The 18,521-nt window shown below is 67.8% G+C and carries 19 protein-coding genes; 16 read left to right on the top strand and 3 right to left on the bottom strand.

The window, feature by feature from the left end:
- Positions 1–11: 11 nt before the first annotated feature.
- Positions 12–1,220 carry a PLP-dependent transferase gene (locus J0I47_RS00435; protein WP_294044471.1) on the bottom strand — a complete coding sequence of 403 codons (1,209 nt, stop codon included), beginning with the start codon at positions 1,218–1,220 and terminating at the stop codon, positions 12–14.
- A 165-nt stretch (positions 1,221–1,385) separates the two neighbouring features.
- Positions 1,386–1,988, bottom strand: coding sequence for a J domain-containing protein (locus tag J0I47_RS00430; RefSeq protein WP_294045822.1), 603 nt, complete (start codon positions 1,986–1,988; stop codon positions 1,386–1,388).
- A 39-nt stretch (positions 1,989–2,027) separates the two neighbouring features.
- Between J0I47_RS00430 and J0I47_RS00425 the strand changes: the two genes are divergently transcribed.
- The 7 genes from J0I47_RS00425 (at position 2,028) to J0I47_RS00395 (ending at position 8,266) form a co-directional block, all read left to right on the top strand.
- Entirely contained in the window at positions 2,028–2,324 is a 297-nt protein-coding gene (locus tag J0I47_RS00425) for a BolA family protein (RefSeq protein WP_294044470.1), read from the top strand.
- Positions 2,311–3,021 (top strand): glutathione S-transferase, encoded by a 711-nt coding sequence (locus tag J0I47_RS00420; protein WP_294044469.1) that lies wholly within the window; start codon positions 2,311–2,313, stop codon positions 3,019–3,021. The genes J0I47_RS00425 and J0I47_RS00420 overlap by 14 nt, the downstream gene beginning before the upstream one ends.
- Positions 3,022–3,188: 167 nt before the next feature.
- Complete coding sequence (locus tag J0I47_RS00415) at positions 3,189–3,629, top strand: NUDIX domain-containing protein (RefSeq protein WP_294044468.1); 441 nt, start codon at positions 3,189–3,191, stop codon at positions 3,627–3,629.
- Positions 3,626–4,528, top strand: a complete 903-nt coding sequence (locus J0I47_RS00410; RefSeq protein ID WP_294044467.1) for a pirin family protein — start codon at positions 3,626–3,628, stop codon at positions 4,526–4,528. The genes J0I47_RS00415 and J0I47_RS00410 overlap by 4 nt, the downstream gene beginning before the upstream one ends.
- 134 nt (positions 4,529–4,662) lie before the next feature.
- On the top strand, positions 4,663–5,733 hold the full coding sequence (locus J0I47_RS00405; protein WP_294044466.1) for an HD-GYP domain-containing protein: 1,071 nt from the start codon (positions 4,663–4,665) through the stop codon (positions 5,731–5,733).
- A gap of 207 nt (positions 5,734–5,940) precedes the next feature.
- Positions 5,941–7,203 (top strand): DUF1996 domain-containing protein, encoded by a 1,263-nt coding sequence (locus J0I47_RS00400; protein WP_294044465.1) that lies wholly within the window; start codon positions 5,941–5,943, stop codon positions 7,201–7,203.
- 157 nt (positions 7,204–7,360) lie between these two features.
- The gene (locus J0I47_RS00395; RefSeq protein WP_294044464.1) at positions 7,361–8,266 is read left to right on the top strand and encodes an alpha/beta hydrolase; all 906 of its coding nucleotides are present in this window, start codon (positions 7,361–7,363) and stop codon (positions 8,264–8,266) included.
- Here J0I47_RS00395 and J0I47_RS00390 read toward each other — a convergent pair.
- Complete coding sequence (locus J0I47_RS00390) at positions 8,263–9,363, bottom strand: DUF2332 domain-containing protein (RefSeq protein WP_294044463.1); 1,101 nt, start codon at positions 9,361–9,363, stop codon at positions 8,263–8,265. The genes J0I47_RS00395 and J0I47_RS00390 overlap by 4 nt on opposite strands.
- A 170-nt stretch (positions 9,364–9,533) precedes the next feature.
- Between J0I47_RS00390 and hisG the strand changes: the two genes are divergently transcribed.
- The 9 genes from hisG (at position 9,534) to pyrE (ending at position 18,439) form a co-directional block, all read left to right on the top strand.
- Complete coding sequence (gene hisG, locus J0I47_RS00385; RefSeq protein ID WP_294044462.1) at positions 9,534–10,196, top strand: ATP phosphoribosyltransferase; 663 nt, start codon at positions 9,534–9,536, stop codon at positions 10,194–10,196.
- Entirely contained in the window at positions 10,193–11,479 is a 1,287-nt protein-coding gene (gene hisD / locus J0I47_RS00380; RefSeq protein WP_294044461.1) for a histidinol dehydrogenase, read from the top strand. Before hisG ends, hisD begins: the two co-directional genes overlap by 4 nt.
- A complete protein-coding gene (locus J0I47_RS00375; protein ID WP_294044460.1) occupies positions 11,476–11,871 on the top strand; it encodes a hypothetical protein in 396 nt (131 codons plus the stop codon). Before hisD ends, J0I47_RS00375 begins: the two co-directional genes overlap by 4 nt.
- A 1-nt stretch (position 11,872) precedes the next feature.
- Complete coding sequence (gene nusB, locus J0I47_RS00370; RefSeq protein WP_294044459.1) at positions 11,873–12,346, top strand: transcription antitermination factor NusB; 474 nt, start codon at positions 11,873–11,875, stop codon at positions 12,344–12,346.
- Between the two features lie 11 nt (positions 12,347–12,357).
- A complete protein-coding gene (locus tag J0I47_RS00365; RefSeq protein WP_294044458.1) occupies positions 12,358–12,534 on the top strand; it encodes a DUF4169 family protein in 177 nt (58 codons plus the stop codon).
- Complete coding sequence (thiL, locus tag J0I47_RS00360; RefSeq protein WP_294044457.1) at positions 12,531–13,373, top strand: thiamine-phosphate kinase; 843 nt, start codon at positions 12,531–12,533, stop codon at positions 13,371–13,373. The genes J0I47_RS00365 and thiL overlap by 4 nt, the downstream gene beginning before the upstream one ends.
- A 100-nt stretch (positions 13,374–13,473) precedes the next feature.
- Positions 13,474–15,591 (top strand): sodium-translocating pyrophosphatase, encoded by a 2,118-nt coding sequence (locus J0I47_RS00355; protein ID WP_294044456.1) that lies wholly within the window; start codon positions 13,474–13,476, stop codon positions 15,589–15,591.
- Between the two features lie 163 nt (positions 15,592–15,754).
- A complete protein-coding gene (locus J0I47_RS00350; protein ID WP_294044455.1) occupies positions 15,755–17,794 on the top strand; it encodes a prolyl oligopeptidase family serine peptidase in 2,040 nt (679 codons plus the stop codon).
- Between the two features lie 48 nt (positions 17,795–17,842).
- Positions 17,843–18,439: an orotate phosphoribosyltransferase gene (gene pyrE / locus J0I47_RS00345; protein ID WP_294044454.1), complete on the top strand. Its 597-nt coding sequence runs from the start codon at positions 17,843–17,845 to the stop codon at positions 18,437–18,439.
- Positions 18,440–18,521 lie beyond the last annotated feature (82 nt).

Below are 18,521 nucleotides of genomic sequence, written 5' to 3'. Positions count from 1 at the left end.
GCCCGCCATCGTTACAACCCGACCGCGCGGAATGCCTGGTCGAGATCCTCGATCAGGTCGGCCGGATCCTCCAGCCCGACGTTGAAGCGCAGCAGCCCCTCGGTCACGCCCATCTCGATCCTTTTGTCCTCGGCCACCCCGTAATGCGTGGTCGAGGAGGGATGCGTCATCAGCGAGCGGGAATCGCCGATATTGTTCGAGATGTCGATCAGCCGGAGCGCGTCGAGCAAGGCGTGCGCCTGCGCCCGCCCGCCGTCGAGTTCGAACGCGAAGATGCTGCCGGCCGCGTCCATCTGGCGCATCGCGAGATCGTGCTGCGGGTGGCTCGGCAGGCCGGGGTGGAGGATGCGCGGCACCCGTCCCTCGACGAAGCGGCCGACCTCGATCGCATTCTCGCTCTGGCGGCGGATGCGGAGATCGAGCGTTTCCAACCCCTTCAGCACCACCCAGGCGTTGAACGCGCTGAGCGTCGGGCCGGTGTTGCGATGAAACGGCAGCAGCGTGTTGGTGATGAAGTCCTCGCTCCCGCACACCACGCCGGCGAGCACGCGGCCCTGGCCGTCCATCATCTTGGTCGCCGAATGCGCGACGACGTCGGCGCCGAACTCGATCGGCCGCTGCAGCGCGGGGCTGGCGAAGGCGTTGTCGACCACGCTGGTGATGCCGCGCTCGCGCGCGATGCCGCACACCGCCGCCAGATCGACGATGTCCATCGTCGGGTTGGCCGGCGTCTCGAAGAAATAGACTTTGGTCTCGGGCCGGGTCGCGTCGATGAACGCCTGCGGATCGCGGGCATCGACCACGGTGGCGCCGATCCCGAATTTCGGCAGCAGCGTGTCGACCAGCCAGCGGCACGAGCCGAACGCGGCGCGCCCCGCCACGACATGGTCGCCGGTCTGGAGCTGGCACAGCAGCGCCGCGGTCATCGCCGCCATGCCGGTCGCGGTGGCGCGCGCGGCCTCCGCCCCCTCCAGCATCGCGGCGCGCTGCTCGAACATCTCGACGGTCGGGTTCTGGAGGCGGGAATAGGTCATGCCGACCTGTTCGCCCGCGAACCGCGCGGCGGCGTCGCCGGCGGTGTCGTAGCTGTAGCCCGAGGTCAGGAAGAGCGCTTCCGACGTCTCCCCGAAATCCGACCGCGCCGTCCCCCCGCGCACGGCCTGCGTCGCCGGGCGCCAGTGTTGCGTGATCGAGCGGTCCTGTCCGGTACGGCGTTTCATGGGCGGGGCTTTGCGGGGACGGGGCGCATAAATCAATCCTCCCCGCTTGCGGGGAGGGGAACCGGCGAAGCCGGTGGAGGGGGGAGGCCGCAGGCGCCACGGCCGAGGCTCACCCCCTCCGTCGCGCTACGCGCGCCACCTCCCCGTGAACGGGGAGGATTTCCCTTACGCAAACGCCGGCGACTTCTTCAGCTGCTGATACGCCGCGATCACTTCCTGCAACGCCTTTTCCATGCTGCGGTCGCCGCCGTTGCGATCGGGGTGGAACTTGCGCACGAGCTCCGAATAGCGCGTCCGCAAGGCGCGCCGGTCGGCGTCGGGGTCGAGCCCCAGCACCTTGAGCGAGCGGCGGTCGGCCTGGCTCAGCGGCTTGCCGTCCTTGCGCACCGCCGCCATCCGCTCGCGGAAGCGCGCGCCGATCGCGTCGAGCGGGTCGCCGAAATCGGCCCAGCGCGGCGGCCGGTCGGCACCGCCCTGCGCGAACGCGCGCGTCTCGCTCTCCCACCCCGCCAGCGGCCGCTGCGCGTCGTGGATCTCGTCGGCGCTCATCCCGGTGAAGAAATTGTAGCCCGAATTGAATGCGCGGACATGGTCGAGGCAGAGGTAGCGGAACGCGCCCGGCCCGTCGCGGCGCGGCGTCGCGCCGGCCAGCAACGGCGCGCGGAACTCGCCCGGCTCGGCACAGCCCGGCTCGTCGCAGGTGCGGCCGGTGCCTTCGACACGACCGTGGAAGCGGGTGTTGGGACGATCTTTCGGGGGAACGGACAGCGGACGGGCTTTCGGACCAAAACGCTGTATATAGGCGCGATGACCGTCGCCGCTACGCCGCTTGGCCCCGAAATCCACCGTCGCCTCGCCGACGCGCTGTCCCCGACCGCGCTCGAGGTCGTCAACGACAGCCACCACCATACCGGCCACCTGGGTGACGACGGCACCGGCGAATCGCATTGGACGGTCACGGTCGAGAGTCCCGCGTTCGTCGGGCTCAATCGCGTCGCGCGGCAACGGCTGGTGAACCAGGCGCTCGCCGATCTGTTGTCCTCCCGTATCCACGCGCTCGCCATCCGGGCGCGGGCACCGGGAGAAGGACATGGCCCCCTATAAACTCTGGTACTGGCCTTCGATCCAGGGCCGCGGCGAGTTCGTGCGGCTGGCGCTGGAGGGCGCCGGCGTGCCCTATATCGACTGCGCGCGCGAGCAGGGCGCCGAGGCGTTGATGAAGGACATGCAGGCGCGGCAGCCGTTCGCGCCGTTCGCCCCGCCCTATCTCGACACCGGCACGATGACGATCGCGCAGGTCGCGCACATCCTGACCTATGTCGCCGACGCGCACGGCCTCGCGCCGCACGACGAAGCGAAACTGTTCTGGACGATCCAGCTGCAACTGACGGTCAGCGACTTCATGATCGAGGTGCACAACACGCACCATCCGGTCGCGCTCGACGAGACGTACGAGAAGCAGACGGCGGAAGCGGCGCGCTATGCCGAGGGTTTTCGCGAACAGCGCATGCCCAAGTTCCTCGGCTATTTCGAGCGCGCGGCGAAGGCGTTGCCGGGCGATTTCGTCGCGGGCGATCAATGGTCGCCGATCGACACCAGCCTGTTCCAGGTGATCGAGGGCCTGCGCTACGCCTTTCCGCGGCGGATGACGGCGATCGAGGGCGGCTATCCGGCGCTGGTCGCGCTGCACGATCGCGTGGCGGAATTGCCGGGCGTCGCCGCCTACCTCGCCAGCGACCGCCGCATCCCGTTCAACGAGCAAGGCATCTTCCGGCATTATCCAGAACTGGACGCGGCCTGACCCAAACCGTCATGCCGGGCTTGTCCCGGCATCCAACCATCCACAAGCGTTAGCGCCCGGGGAGGGTTGGACCCCGGAACACGTCCGGGGTGACGGTGTGGGCTGGGAAACGCAGCGTTCAGCGACTGGTTGATGCGCTTGCGGCAAGCTGGCGCTATCTCCCTCGCATGGCCCGCACCCCCCGCCCCGCCGCGCGCATCCTGCTGCTCGATCCGGTGAACCGCATCCTGCTGTTCCGCTTCACGCCGGAGGACGGGCGGCCGCCCTTCTGGTGCACGCCCGGCGGCGCGGTCGATCCGGGCGAGAGCTACGCCGCGGCGGCGCGGCGCGAATTGCTGGAGGAGACCGGCATCGCCGCCGATCCGGGACCCGAAGTGCTCCGCCGCGAAGTCGATTTCCTGACCATCGAGGGCATCGAGGTGACGGCCGACGAACGCTATTTCCTGGTCCGCGCCGACACCGCCGATGTCGATCCCGCCGGCCATACCGCGCTCGAACGCCGCGTCATGCAGACGTGGCGCTGGTTCGCGCCCGGCGACCTCGCCACGCTCGACGAGCCCTATTTCCCCCAGGACCTGACCACCATCCTCGCGGAGCTGAACCCATGAGCAGCAACGACTTCATCGATCGCGTCATCACGCCGACCACGCACGATCTCGGCGGGTTCAAGGTCCACCGCACCCTGCCGTCGAAGCCGCACCAGATGGTCGGCCCGTTCATCTTCTTCGACCAGATGGGGCCGGCGCATCTCGACGTCGGCACCGGGATCGACGTCCGCCCGCATCCGCACATCAACCTGTCGACCGTCACCTACCTGTTCGCCGGCGCGATCGACCATCGCGATTCGCTCGGCACCTTCGCGCGGATCGAGCCGGGGGCTGTCAATCTGATGACCGCCGGCCACGGCATCGCGCATTCGGAACGCTCGCCCGGAGACGAGCGCGCGCACGGACCGGCGCTGTCGGGCATCCAGACCTGGCTGGCGATGCCGGAGGACCAGGAGGAGATCGACCCCGCGTTCGAGCATGTCGAGAAGGCCGCGCTGCCGGTGATCGACGGGCATGGCGCGACGGCGCGCGTCATCATGGGCGAATTGTGGGGAGCGCGGGCGCCGACCACCACCTATGCCGAGACGATCTACGCCGACATCCTGCTCGACCCCGGCGCCAGCGTGCCGATCGATGCCGGCGCGGACGAGCGCGCGGTCTATCTCGCGCTGGGCGAGGCCGAACTCGACGGCATGTCCCTCGCGATCAACACGCTCTACGTGCTCAAGCCGGGGGCGGCGATGACGCTGCGGTCGGCAGGCGGCGGTCGCGTGATGCTGTGCGGCGGTGCGGCGTTCGCGACCGAGCGCCACGTCTGGTGGAACTTCGTCAGCTCGCGGCGGGAACGGATCGACCAGGCCAAGCAGGACTGGAAGGCGGGCCGCTTCGCGCTGGTGCCCGGCGACGAACGGGAGTTCATCCCCATTCCCGAGGTGCCGAAGACCGCCACATACCCTTGATCTCGATCAGACTACCCATAATGGAATCGCGGACGCCGTAGCGTCTTTTTTGTAGAGGATGATCGATTATTGCATCCGCCAAAGTGAGCTGTCGGCCACCGACAGTATCACCATGAGCGGGACGCGATACGATGATGACGAAAGACGACGGCGCCATGCTGTCGGGCGACTGGCGAGGTCCTTCCAGTACGACGCCACTGCGGTCGGTGGCCCCGAAGCGGCCGGTATTCGGGCGCGCCCGCGAACTCCACTTGCGCGCGCGTCCCGCGTCGCACCGCGAGGAATGCGCCCGCGCGCGCCAGATCCTGGAGGCGGGCCGCGACGCGATGTCGGGGCAGATGGCGGCCGCGCGCGAAGGCCGCGCGGTCCAGACGACCGAGCTGGTCGAGATCGTCGACGGCGTCACCGCCTCGCTGATGCGCGATCCGGTCGCGCTGCCCAGCATCACCCGGCTGCGGCAGCAGGACGAATATACCTTCACGCATTCGGTCGCGGTGTGCGGCTGGATGGTGGCGATGGCGCAGGAGCTTAACTTCGCGCCGGAGGACATTCGCGACGCCGGGCTCGCCGGGTTGCTCCACGATATCGGCAAGGCCGTGCTGCCCGCCTACCTGTTGCTGCCGCATGCCGGCATGACGCCCGAGGACAAGGCCGCGATCCGCGAGCATCCGGCGCGCGGCTACGCCATGCTGCAAGGCGTGCCCGACATGTCGGAACTGGTGCTGGAAGTGGTGCGCGATCATCACGAGCGCCCCGACGGGCGCGGCTTTCCGGCCGGCAAGTCGGGCGATGCGGTCGGGCGCAACGCCCGGATCGCCGCGATCTGCAACTTCTACGACAAGGTGACGTCGCCGCCGCCGGGCCAGCCGAAATGGTCGTCGAGCCAGGCGATCGACCATATGCGCGATCATCCCGGCGAGTTCGACACCGGGCTGGTGCGCGCGTTCGGTCGTGTCGTCGGCACTTTCCTGCCCGGCGCGCTGGTTCGGTTGCGCAGCGATCGGCTCGGCGTCGTGCTCGACGAGACCGAGCGCGACCCGCTACACCCGATGGTCGCGGTGTTCCGTTATGCGAGCGGCGGCACGATCCCGTGGCTGCGGATCAGCACCAAGACCGATCCGATCATCGGCATCGAGCGGCCCGAGACGTGGCGGTTCGACGACTGGCCGACGCTGCGCACGCAATTGCTGGAACTGTCCGAATAACCGTCACCGATTCGGGTAATGCCGCCTTGCCGGCCCAACGAATTATGGCCGATCCAGACCAAACGGTCCGTGCCAGCGATGAGATGAAAACGGTTCCTCAAGTGGTCGGCTAATCGCCACGGCTCCCCGCAACATCATTAACCTGCTGGAATGCATACGCTTTGAGGGCCGCCTTACGTTGGTGGGGGCGTCAAGGTATGTATCGAGTTGAAAATCCATTCTCGCGTCCGGCTGTTCGGTCCGGCGCTCGTCGTTCTGGCTCTCGCGGGTTGCGGGGGCGGTGAATCCGATAATCCATCGCTGACCGCGGGCCCCGTTTCGGGCACGCCGACGCCCAGTCCGGCACCGACGGCGACACCCGCCGCCACGCCGACCGCATCACCCACGCCGACCCCGTCGCCGACCGCGACGACGGCGGGCACGCCCGTTCCGGCACCGTCGCTCGCGGGTCTCGATCCGGTGTCGTCGGGCATCGGCAGCGTTGACGATTATCTCCAGCCCGCCTGGGGCACCGGCGACATTCCCGGGCACGACGTCGACCAGGGCGCGTTCCGTTTCCTCTGCGCACCGAGCCACAACGCGTACGACGATCCCGTCGTCTATCCGGGCCAGTCGGGCAAGTCGCACCTGCATACCTTCTATGGCAACACGCTGGCTGACGCGAATTCGAGCTACCAGTCGCTGCGCACGACCGGCGACAGCACGTGCAACAACTTCCTCAACCGCTCGGCCTATTGGATGCCGGCGCTGATGAACGGCAAGGGCAAGGTCGTGATGGCCGACTATGCCCAGATCTATTACAAGCGGATGCCGGCCAGCGACCCGCGCTGCGCGATCGAGGCGACCGCCTGCGTCGCATTGCCGCGCGGCCTGCGCTTCGTGTTCGGGTTCAACATGTCGAGCCCGTCGAACAGCGGCCTGTTCTACTGGAATTGCGACGGCGCCGGCGGGGTGAGCGGCCACTTCCCCGACATCGCGCAGGCGGCGGCCGGTTGCCCGGTCGGTGCGCGGATCGGGGCCGTCGTCGTCGCGCCGATCTGCTGGAACGGCACGCAGCTCGACAGCGCGGATCATCGCTCGCACCTGGCGTATCAATATTACGATACGTGGGGGCAGCCCAAGTGCGACGCCGCGCACCCCTATATCATCCCGCAGTTCCAGATCGCGGCCTGGTTCACCACCGACTCGACCCTCGACCGCAGCGGCAACGAGTCGGCGACGGCGGACACCTGGTATCTCTCGTCCGACCGCATGCCCGGCATGGCCTGGGCGGTGCCGGGGACCACGCTCCATTCCGACTGGTTCGGCGCGTGGGAGGACAGCATCATGGAGCGCTGGACCAGCCACTGCATCGACCTGCTGCTGTCGTGCAACGGCGGCGACCTCGGCAACGGCAAGCAGCTCAAGACCAGCGCCGGCTACGGCTACGGCAATTCGACGGTGCTGGTCGATCCGCCGGTCCATCCGTGAAACGCGGGCTGGCAATGTAGGATGTCGCCTGTCACTATCGTCGCCGGTTCCCGGCATGGCGAAGCGCCGCGGGGCGAAGGACGGCGCCTTTGCGCGTCAACTTCGCCACCTTCGGCCCGGTGGCGGGGCAATCGCAACGTCGGGAGAGCGGTGGGACATGGCGGAATTCGAGCTCCAGCGCGTGGCGCTGTCGACCGGGATCGAACTCGACGTCGCGGTGGCGGGCGATCCGGCGAACCCGGCGATCATCCTGCTCCACGGCTTTCCCGAATCGCACCGCACCTGGCGGCACCAGATTCCCGAGCTCGCCGAAGATCATTTCGTCCTCGCCCCCGACCAGCGCGGCTTCGCCAGATCGGACAAGCCGGCGGGCGTGGCCAACTACACGCCGGACAAGCCGGTCGCCGACCTGATCGCGCTGGCCGATCGGTTCGACATCGATCGCTTCACGCTGGTCGGGCACGATTGGGGCGGCGCGATCGCGTGGATGGCGGCGCTCAACCATCCGGATCGCGTCGCGCGGCTCGTCATCGTCAACGCGCCGCACCCGTTCATCTTCCAGAAATCGCTGTTCGACGATCCGGCGCAGCGCGCGGCGAGCCAGTATATCACCGCCTTCCGCAACCCCGACTTCGACGCCTATCTCGACCGTGTCGGGCTGGCCGATTTCTTCGACAACAGCTTCATGCGGCACGTCGACGGGGCGAAGATCGCCGCGGAAAAGCCGATCTATCTCGAGCAATGGGGCCAGCCCGGCGCGATGACCGCGATGCTCAACTGGTACCGCGCGAGCGCCGTGCAGGTGCCGGGGATGGACGAGACCCCGACGCGCCCCGCCTTCCTCGACGCGCCGTTCCCGCCGCTCAGGATGCCGACGCTGGTGATCTGGGGAATGGACGACCAGGCGCTGCTGCCGGTGCAGCTGGAGGGGCTCGACGCGCTGGTCCCCGATTTGACGATCGACCGTCTCGACGGCGTCGGCCACTTCGCGCCGTGGGAAGCGCCGGAGCAGGTGACGAACGCGATGCGCGCGTGGCTGGCGCCACGCGAACGCGGTGCCTAGCCGGCGGTGACCTTGGCCGATTCGGGGAGACCGAGCTGGCCGTCGATGATGCCGAGGTCGGTGCCGACCCACGTCCCGTGCGCGTGCGCGACCCCGAGCAGCTGCCACTCGCCATGGCCCGGCCAGCTGCGCACCCGCACTTCCTGCCGCGCGGACTCGCGGTTGGGCTCCATCATCACCCAGCCGAGCGGACGCTCCGCCGTGGCGCGCTCGGCGGCCGCCGTCATCGCCGCGCGGATCCGCTCGGCGACGGGCTCGGGCAGATACTGCCACACCACCGAATGCATCAGGACGCGGGTGACGCCGGCCGCCTGCGGCTCGGCCAGCCGCGCCTCGATCCACTCGGCGGCGTCCGCCTCGACCAGATCGACGGGCTGCGTCCGCTGCATCGCGATCGCCGCCTTCAGCCGCTCGCCACGCGCCGGCGTCTCCGGCCAGACATAAGCGAGCAGCCGCGTCTCGACCGCGGGATCGGTCGCGTCGAGCGGCCGGATATCGCACCCGCGCACCGACACGATGTCGAGCGGCACCGGCGCCGGCCGCGCGCCGCGCCACTCCGGCGCGATCGTGACGGCCGCGTCGGCCGGCCCGACCCGCGTACCGCCCAGGTCGAAGGCGTAGCGGTCGATCAGCAGGTTGAGCCCCGCGCTCGATCCGATCTCCAGCACCTCGATCCTCGGCCCGTGCCGCCGCGCGATCTCCATCAGGCCAAGCATCAGCGCACCCGACCGCCCGGGCTCGTTGGTCTGCGGCGGGCCGTCGAGCCACGGCAGCATCGCCGCGTCATGCGCGACCAGCGCGGCGTTGAGCGCCGCCGCGATCGCCGCCGGATCGGTCGTTTCGCCGGCGAACACGCGGGCGAGCCCGTCATCCTTGCCCGCCCGCACCAAGGCATGGAGCCCGCCGCACAGCCGCAGCGGCAGCGCGTCGCGGGTCGGCTCGCCGGGCCAGTCGAGGACGCGCGCGCCTGTCCGGCTCTCGCGCGTCAGCCCGTCGGCGATCGCCGCGCACAGCCGCGCATACATCGGCGCGTCCATGGTGCGGCAGTAGAATTCCTGGATGCGGAACGCGCCGCGATTATTCTCCTCACCCGCCATCGCCGACTCCTTATTGTCGCGGCACCGGCCCACGCCCCCACCCGACCTCCCACAAGGTATCCTGCAATGGGAGGTCGGGTGGGGGCGTGGGCCGGTACCGCCCGTCCGCTCAAAGCAGACCACACACCGACGCATTGCTCCTTCGCACGTGCACAAGTAAAGCCCCGCGCATGGCTCAACCGATCGTCATCGCCGTGCCCAAGGGCCGCATCCTCGCCGAGGCGGCGCCGTTGCTCGCACGCGCCGGGGTCGAGCCGGAACCGGCCTTCGCCGACGAGGACAGCCGCGCGCTGCGCTTCGCGACCAACCGCCCCGACATCGACCTGATCCGCGTCCGCGCGTTCGACGTCGCGACCTTCGTCGCGCACGGTGCGGCGCAGCTCGGCATCGTCGGATCGGACGTGCTGGCCGAGTTCGACTATCCGGAGCTCTACGCGCCGATCGACCTCGGCATCGGCCATTGCCGGCTGTCGGTGGCGGAGCCGGCCGCACTCGCCGCCGGCGACGACCCGCGCGGGTGGAGCCATGTCCGCGTCGCGACCAAATATCCGCACGTCACGAAACGCCATTTCGCCGCGCGCGGGGTCCAAGCCGAATGCGTCAAGCTGAACGGCGCGATGGAGCTGGCGCCGACGCTCGGCCTCGCGCCGCGCATCGTCGACCTGGTGTCGTCGGGCCGCACGCTCAGGGAAAACGGCCTGGTCGAGGTGGAGACGATCGCCGAGGTCACCAGCCGTCTGATCGTCAACCGCGCCGCGTTCAAGACTCGCGCCGAGCTGGTCCCGCTGGTCGAAGCGTTCCGGCGCGCGGTGGTGGGAGCGGCAGCGGCATGATCCGCCTGTCCACCTCCGAACCCGGTTTCGAGCGCCAGTTCGCGGCGATGGTCGATGCGCGGCGTGAGGCCGATGTCGATGTCGCGCGTGACGTGCGGACGATCGTCGCCAGCGTGCGCGACGAGGGCGATGCCGCGGTCCACGCCTTCACGCGCAAGTTCGATCGCCACGACCTGAACGAGACCGGCTGGCGGATCGAGAAGGCGGAGTGGCTCGCCGCCCATGACGCGCTGGCGCCCGACCTGCGCGACGCGCTCGAACTCGCCGCCGAACGCATCACCGCCTATCACCTGAAGCAGAAGCCGGAGGATCGCGACGAGACCGACGCGGTCGGCGCCCGGCTCGGCGCGCGGTGGCGCGCAGTCGATGCGGCGGGGATCTACGTTCCCGGCGGGCGCGCGGCCTATCCCAGTTCGGTGCTGATGAACGCGATCCCCGCCAAGGTCGCCGGGGTCGAGCGGCTGGTGATGGTCACCCCGACCCCCGACGGCGCGGTCAATCCGCTGGTGCTCGCCGCCGCGCACGTCGCCGGGGTCGATGAGATCTGGCGGATCGGCGGAGCGCAGGCGATCGCCGCGCTCGCCTACGGCACCGGGCGGATCGCGCCGGTCGATGTCGTGTGCGGGCCGGGCAATGCCTGGGTCGCGGAGGCCAAGCGCCAGCTCTACGGCGTGGTCGGGATCGACATGGTCGCCGGGCCGAGCGAGATCGTGGTGGTGGCGGACGGCCGCAATTCGCCCGACTGGATCGCCGCCGACCTGCTGAGCCAGGCCGAGCACGACCCCTCCAGCCAGTCGATCCTGTTCACCGACGATGCCGCGCTGGCTCGCGCCGTCGCCGACGCGGTCGACCTCCAGATCGGTGCGCTGTCGACCGCGAAGGTCGCGCGAGCGAGTTGGGACGCGAACGGTGCGATCATCGTTACCACCGACCTGGCCGAGGCGATGCCGCTGGTGAACCGCCTCGCGCCCGAGCATCTCGAACTGGCGTGCGACGATGCCGACGCGCTGTTCGACATGGTCAAGCATGCCGGATCGGTGTTCATCGGCCGCCACACGCCGGAGGCGGTCGGCGATTACGTCGCCGGGCCCAACCACGTCCTCCCCACCGGCCGCCGCGCGCGCTTCGCCTCCGGCCTGTCGGTGCTCGATTTCATGAAGCGGACGAGCTTCCTGTCGCTCGACGCCACCGCCCTGGCCGCGATCGGTCCGGCGGCAGTCGCGCTGGCGGAAGCCGAGGGCCTGCCCGCGCACGCCCGGTCGGTGGCGCTGCGATTGAAATGAGAGAGCCCGCGCTCTTCGATGATGGCTGGGCGCTGCGCAGTGGCGAAGAGGCGCATGCCGCAGCACCAGAAACGTTTTGGATTCCGGACTTCATTGCGCGCCGGTCGCTTCGTATCGGCGATTTCGCAAAGCTGATTTTCGAGATCAGCGTAAATAACGAGGAAGATCCTGTCTCGGTCGAACGAATGTGGGTAGTGGTCAGCGAAATTTCGAGTGACCGGTACTTCGGGTTGCTCGACAACGAGCCCAATGCGATTGCCGAGAACGATGCGTTTTGGGTAGGGACCGAAATTCCCTTTGGCCCCGAGCATGTCATCAATATCGAGCCGGGCGACGACGCAAGTGTGGCGCTCGCTGCACAAGAACCTTTGAAGAAATGGTCCCGCAACTGAAATGTCACGTCGAACCGCCGCCCGTACGAAAGCCCGCGCCGCCGCGCGCCTTGCCGCCACGCAGGCGCTCTATCAGCACGAGATGGAGGGCACGCCGCAGGCCAAATTGCTGGTCGAGTTCCACCAGCATCGGCTGGGCGCGGAGATCGAGGGGGCCGAGTATAACGAGGCCGATATCGATTTCTTCGACGACGTCGTGACCGGGGCGCTGGCGCGGCAGGGCGAGATCGACGCTGCGATCGCCGCGAAGCTCGCCGCCGGGTGGAGCATCGAGCGGCTCGACAAGCCGATGAAGGCGCTGTTCCGCGCCGCGACCTACGAACTGCTCGCGCGCGCCGACGTGCCGGTCGCCACCGTCATCACCGAATATGTCGATGTCGCCCGCGCCTTCTACGAAAAGCGCGAGGCCGGGTTCGTCAACGGCGTGCTCGACGCGGTGGCGAAGGAGGCTCGCGAGGGCGAGCCTCGGGGCTGATCGCCGGCGCGATGGCCGAGATCGTCAACCTCAACCGCGCCCGCAAGGCCAAGGCGCGGACCGACGCAGCGGCGAAGGCCGCGGCCAATCGCGCCGCCTTCGGCCGGACCAAGGCGGAAAGGCAGGCGGCGGAAGCCGAGGCGCGACGCCGCGAGCGTGAACTGGACGGCGCCAGGCGCGAGCCGTGACCGAAGCCGACTTCATCGCCGCATTGCGCGGGCTGCCGCTTCATCCCGGCGCGCGGGGCCTGGCCGACGACGCGGCGGTGATCGAGATCGGCGGCGAAGCGCTGATCGTCACGCACGACATGATCGCCGAGGGCGTCCATTATCTGCCCGGCACCGATCCGTTCGACATTGCGTGGAAGCTGGTCGCGGTGAACCTGTCCGACCTTGCCGCCAAGGGCGCGGAGCCGGTCGGCGTGCTGATCGGGGCGAGCCTGGGCGATGGCAGCGAGCGGTTCGTCGAGGGATTGCGCGCGATCCTGAGCGAGTATGACGTACCGCTGCTCGGCGGCGACTCCATCCGACCGGCCGGGCCGGCGAGTTTCGGCTGCACCGCGATCGGACGCGCGACCACGCGGCCGGTGCCGGCGCGGAGTGGTGCGCGGGAGGGCGATACGCTGTACTTGGCGGGCACGATCGGCGCGGCGCGGCGCGGCTGGCTGGGCCTGAGCGAGGGCGGAACCGCGAGCGACACCGACCACCTCGCCTACCTCCGCCCACGCCCGCTCCTCGCGGAGGGCCGCGCGCTGGCACCGCACGCGCACGCGATGATGGACGTGTCGGACGGCCTGCTGCTCGACGCGTCGCGCATGGCGGCGGCGAGCGGGGTGACGATCGACATCGCGCCTTTGTTCGACGAGGCGGACATGCGCTGGGGCGACGATTACGCGCTGTTGCTGACCGCCGGACCACTCGACCCCGCCCTTCCCGCCCGCGCCATCGGTCGCGTCCTGCCGCGCTGCGACCACGACGTGCTGCTCGACGGTCGTCCGGTCGCCGGTCCGCTCGGGTACCAGCACTGACTTCCGGCGCTTGCGCCGCGCCGATGCCCGGTTATACCTCTCCCCACCTAGGGAAAGAGTGCGCGCCGACCGGCGACGTACGAGTAGCAGGGGAAGAGGAATGACGATCGTCTACGCGGCCATCGCGTGCGGCCTGATTGCCGTGCTCTATGGCTTCATCACCAGTCAGCAGGTGCTCCGTGCGCCGGCCGGCAACGACAAGATGCAGGACATCGCGTCGGCCGTGCAGGAAGGCGCCAAGGCTTATCTCGGCCGCCAATACACCACCATCGCGATCGTCGGCGTCATCGTTGCCGTCATCCTGTTCTTCACCCTCGGCGGACTGTCGACCGTCTCGTTCCTGATCGGCGCGATCCTGTCGGGGGTCGCCGGGTTCGTCGGCATGAACATCTCGGTCCGCGCCAACGTGCGCACGGCGGAGGCCGCGCGCGGTAGCTTGCAGGGCGGGCTGACGATGGCGTTCCGCTCGGGCGCGATCACCGGCATGCTGGTGGCGGGGCTCGGCCTGCTGTCGATCGCGGGGATCTTCTGGTACCTGACCGGGGTCAAGCACCTCGAGCCGGGCGACCACGAGATCGTCGCCGCGCTGACCGCCCTCGCCTTCGGCGCCTCGCTCATCTCGATCTTCGCGCGCCTCGGCGGCGGCATCTTCACGAAAGCCGCCGACGTCGGCGCCGACCTGGTCGGCAAGGTCGAGGCCGGCATTCCGGAGGACGATCCCCGCAACCCCGCGACGATCGCCGATAACGTCGGCGACAATGTCGGCGACTGCGCCGGCATGGCGGCCGACCTGTTCGAGACCTATGTCGTGACGCTCGGTCTGACCATGGTGTCGATCGCGCTGCTGCTGCCCGATGCGCAGAACCTGTTCGCGCTGATGAGCCTGCCGCTGATCGTCGGCGGCGTGTGCATCATCACCTCGATCATCGGCACCTACATGGTCCGCCTCGGTGGCGGCCAGTCGATCATGGGGGCGCTGTACAAGGGGTTCTGGACCACCGCGATCCTGTCGGTTCCGGCGATCTACGTCGCGACGAAATACACGCTCGTCGACCTCAACCAGACCATGACCGTCGCGGGCGCGACCGGCGACGTGACGTTCACCGGCATGGGGCTGTTCTGGTGCATGCTGATCGGGCTCGCCGTCACCGGCCTGCTCGTCTGGATCACCGAATATTACACCGGCACCAACTATCGCCCGGTCAAGTCGATCGCCAAGGCATCGACCACCGGTCACGGCACCAACGTCATCCAGGGCCTGGCGATCAGCCTGGAATCGACCGCGCTGCCGACGATCGTGATCGTCGTCGCGGTGATCGCGACCTACCAGATCGCGGGCATCCTGGGCGTGGCGTTCGCCGCGACCAGCCTGCTGGCGCTCGCCGGCATGGTCGTCGCGCTCGACGCCTATGGCCCGGTCACCGACAATGCCGGCGGCATTGCCGAGATGGCCGGCCTGCCCGACGACGTCCGCCACCGCACCGACGCGCTCGACGCGGTCGGCAACACGACCAAGGCGGTGACCAAGGGCTATGCGATCGGCTCGGCGGCGCTGGCGGCTTTGGTGCTGTTCGGCGCCTACACCACCGACCTCGGCCGCTATGCGACCCAGCTCGGGATCGGCACGATCAACTTCACGCTCAGCAATCCGTACGTCATCGTCGGGCTGCTGCTCGGGGCGTTGCTGCCGTACCTGTTCGGCGCGTTCGGCATGACCGCGGTCGGCCGCGCGGCGGGCAGCGTCGTCGAGGACGTCCGCGCGCAGTTCGCCGCGGACAAGGGCATCATGGAAGGAACCAGCCGCCCCAATTACGGCCGCACCGTCGACATCGTCACGCGCGCGGCGATCAAGGAGATGATTATCCCCTCGCTGCTGCCGGTGCTGAGCCCGATCGCGGTGTTCTTCATCGTCCAGGCGGTCGCCAATCGCGAACAGGGCTTCGCGACCGTCGGCGCGATGCTGATGGGCGTGATCGTCTCCGGCCTGTTCGTCGCGATCTCGATGACCTCGGGCGGCGGCGCCTGGGACAATGCCAAGAAATATATCGAGGACGGCAATTTCGGCGGCAAGGGCAGCGACGCCCACAAGGCCGCGGTCACCGGCGACACCGTGGGCGATCCGTACAAGGATACGGCCGGCCCGGCGGTCAACCCGATGATTAAGATCACCAACATCGTCGCGCTGCTGCTGCTCGCGGCTTTGGCGGCGGGTCACTGAGCCCGTGTGGAATGACGGGTCGGCATACACCGACCCGTCATCCCAACGGCAAACGGCACTTTCGGCACCGGTCCCGTATATCAAGTATATAAGCGGGCTGTGCTTTGCCCGATGAGCCGCCTATGCTGAATCGATCCACCCGGTTTCTACTAATGGGGCAACGATGACTCGGACTTTTCGGGCCAAGCTGATGGCCGGCTTTTACTTGGCGGGCTCGGCTGCGGCGTTGGTCGTGGGACCCGCTTCACAGGCACAGGTCACGCCCCCGACAACAGAATGGGCCGACAAGACCATACCGATTGACACTTTCGCTCGCTTCCCATTGATCAGCCAGCCGCGGATGAGCCCCGACGGCAAGTGGCTGGCGACCCGTATCCGCGCCAACGGCGAACAACTGCTTGCCATCGTTCCCGTACATCCGGAGGACGGCAAGATTCAGTTCATCGCGCGGTCGAACGAAGCAGCGTCCGACAAGCAAGACGATCGCCAATTATATGGCTATCACTGGGTGGATTCCGATCACCTTGTGATCGTATATACGGCTCGGGATAATATCGGCGGCGGCTGGTTCGATAACTATCGCTATATAGGCTATAACCGCGCAACAAAGGTCACGACCGGGTTAGGCACCGACCTTGGCGTCGGACAGACCCGCGAGCTTTGGTCGTCACGATCCGGGCGCCCCCACATCTTGCTCGAGCGGCGACCCTACGATTTTTCCGGCGAAATGGACTTCAGCACGGAACTGATAAACAATCCCGAAGTCATCGATGTCGATCTCGATACGGGAAAATACAGCGTCGCCATGAAGCAGAACCCATCGGTTCAGTCATGGACGGCGGATGCCGATGGCGTGGTTCGTATCGGAACGTCCAGCGATCGCGAGACCGGTCGCGTAAAGCTTTACTATCGGGGTGGTGCCGATCAGCCGCTCAAGCTGATATTCGACGGCGTACCTGATCGCTATGCTGGCGTCGCCGTGCCCGACATTTTTCTTGCCGGCGGCAAGAAAGCCTATGTGATCTCGCGTCAGGACGGCTTTCGCGCGCTATACGACTACGATCTCGCGACGATGAAGCTCGGCAAGAAGGTGTTCGGCGTACCGGGTTACGACATCGACGAAGACGGCGCGGCAACGACGTTCGATCGCGCCGGGTTGCTCGGCGTGCGTTACACGTCGGACCGAGAGCATTGGGCCTATTTCGACCCTCGCCTCAAGGAGATCCAGGCCGTACTCGAAAAGAGCTTCGGGCAAGGCAATGTCATGATCGCGACGACCGATGCGAAGCGCGAGATGATCTTGTTCCGTGTCGCCCGGCTCGGTCAAGCCGAGTCGTGGTATCTGTTCGATACCGTTTCGGGCAGCATCGGCCGAATGACCTACGCCAACGATACGTTGAAGGACGCGGTGCTCAATCCGGTATCGGTCGTTCGCTATCCGGCGTCGGACGGCAAGCAGATCGAAGCGATATTGACGATGCCGCGGCATCGAACCGGTGAGAAGAAGCTACCATTGATCGTCCTGCCGCACGGTGGCCCGTGGGCGAGGGACGAGGCTGATTGGGACGTCTATGGCTGGGCGCAATCTCTCGCCGAGATGGGCTATGTCGTGATCCAACCCAATTATCGCGGTTCTACCGGCTATGGCAGCGACTGGGAGAAAGCATCCGAGCATTCGTGGGGCTATCGGATGCAGGACGACCTGAACGACGCCATTCCCTGGCTGGCGCAACAAGGTATCGTCGACCCGAAGCGCGTTTGCATTTTCGGCTGGTCCTATGGTGGCTATGCGGCGTCGCGAGCGGCGGAACGCGATGGCGACAAATACCGTTGCGCGATCGCCGGTGCGGGGGTCCACGACCTTCCGGCGATGGTGCGGTATGACAAGAATTATCTGGGCCGCTACGGCGCGAAGGCGTTTCTGGGGTCGGCGAGCAACGACCTGATCGAGGCGTCGCCCGGACTTCATCCGGAAAAATATACTATTCCGATCCTTATCGTACAGGGTGGCAAGGATACCCGGGTGCCGCCGTCGCAAGCGCGTGACCTCGTTGCGCGTTTGAAAAAGGTCGGCAAGGTCGAGGGAAAGGACTTCTTCTACGTCGAACAGCCCCTCAACACGCATCACTTGTTGCGAGAGGCGGACCGCGTCCAGTTGATGCAGGAAGTCGCCAAATTCCTGAGTCGCTTCAACCCGGCCTGATCGGCGGATCGCGTTGACGCCCGCCAAGGGATCGCCGATGGAGCGCCGATGACGAAACCGACCTACGACCGCGAGGCGCTGCGGCGTTTGCTTGCGACGCGCACGTTGAAGCGCGGTGATTTCCTGCTCGTGTCGGGCAAGCGCAGCCGCGTCTATTTCAACATGAAGGCGACGATGATGACGCCCGAGGGCGCGGCGCAATGCGCGCGCGGGCTGCTCGGCGTGCTGGACGGTCTGACGGCGGATTACGTCGCCGGGCTGGAGATGGGCGCGGTGCCGCTGCTCGGCGGGATCGCGGCGGCGAGCTGGGACGCGGGCCGGCCGATCGGCGCGGTGTTCGTGCGCAAGGCGGCGAAGGCGCACGGCACCTCGCTGATGGTCGAGGGGCTCGACGATGCCGGCGGCGAGACGCTGGCGGGCAAGCACGTGGTCCTGATCGACGATGTCGCGACCAGCGGCGGGTCGATCCTGAAGGCGGCCGACCAGATCGCGGCGGCCGGCGCGGTGATGACCGACGCGATCGTCATCCTCGACCGCGAACAGGGCGCCGACGCGACGCTGGCCGAACGCGGCATCACGCTCCATGCCTTGTTCACCGCGACCGATCTCGGCGTGACCGAGGAGGACAAGCGGCCGGTCGAATAGATGCGGCGCGTTTGGCTGGCGATGTTGGAATTTCGCTGCCAGCAGCGACGAAGTGCCTGAACCGGATCATCTTTCGACGGCC

Source organism: Sphingomonas sp. (genome assembly GCF_017304635.1).
Classification (GTDB): Bacteria; Pseudomonadota; Alphaproteobacteria; order Sphingomonadales; family Sphingomonadaceae; genus Sphingomonas.
This window is presented reverse-complemented; position numbering and strand designations above follow the sequence as displayed.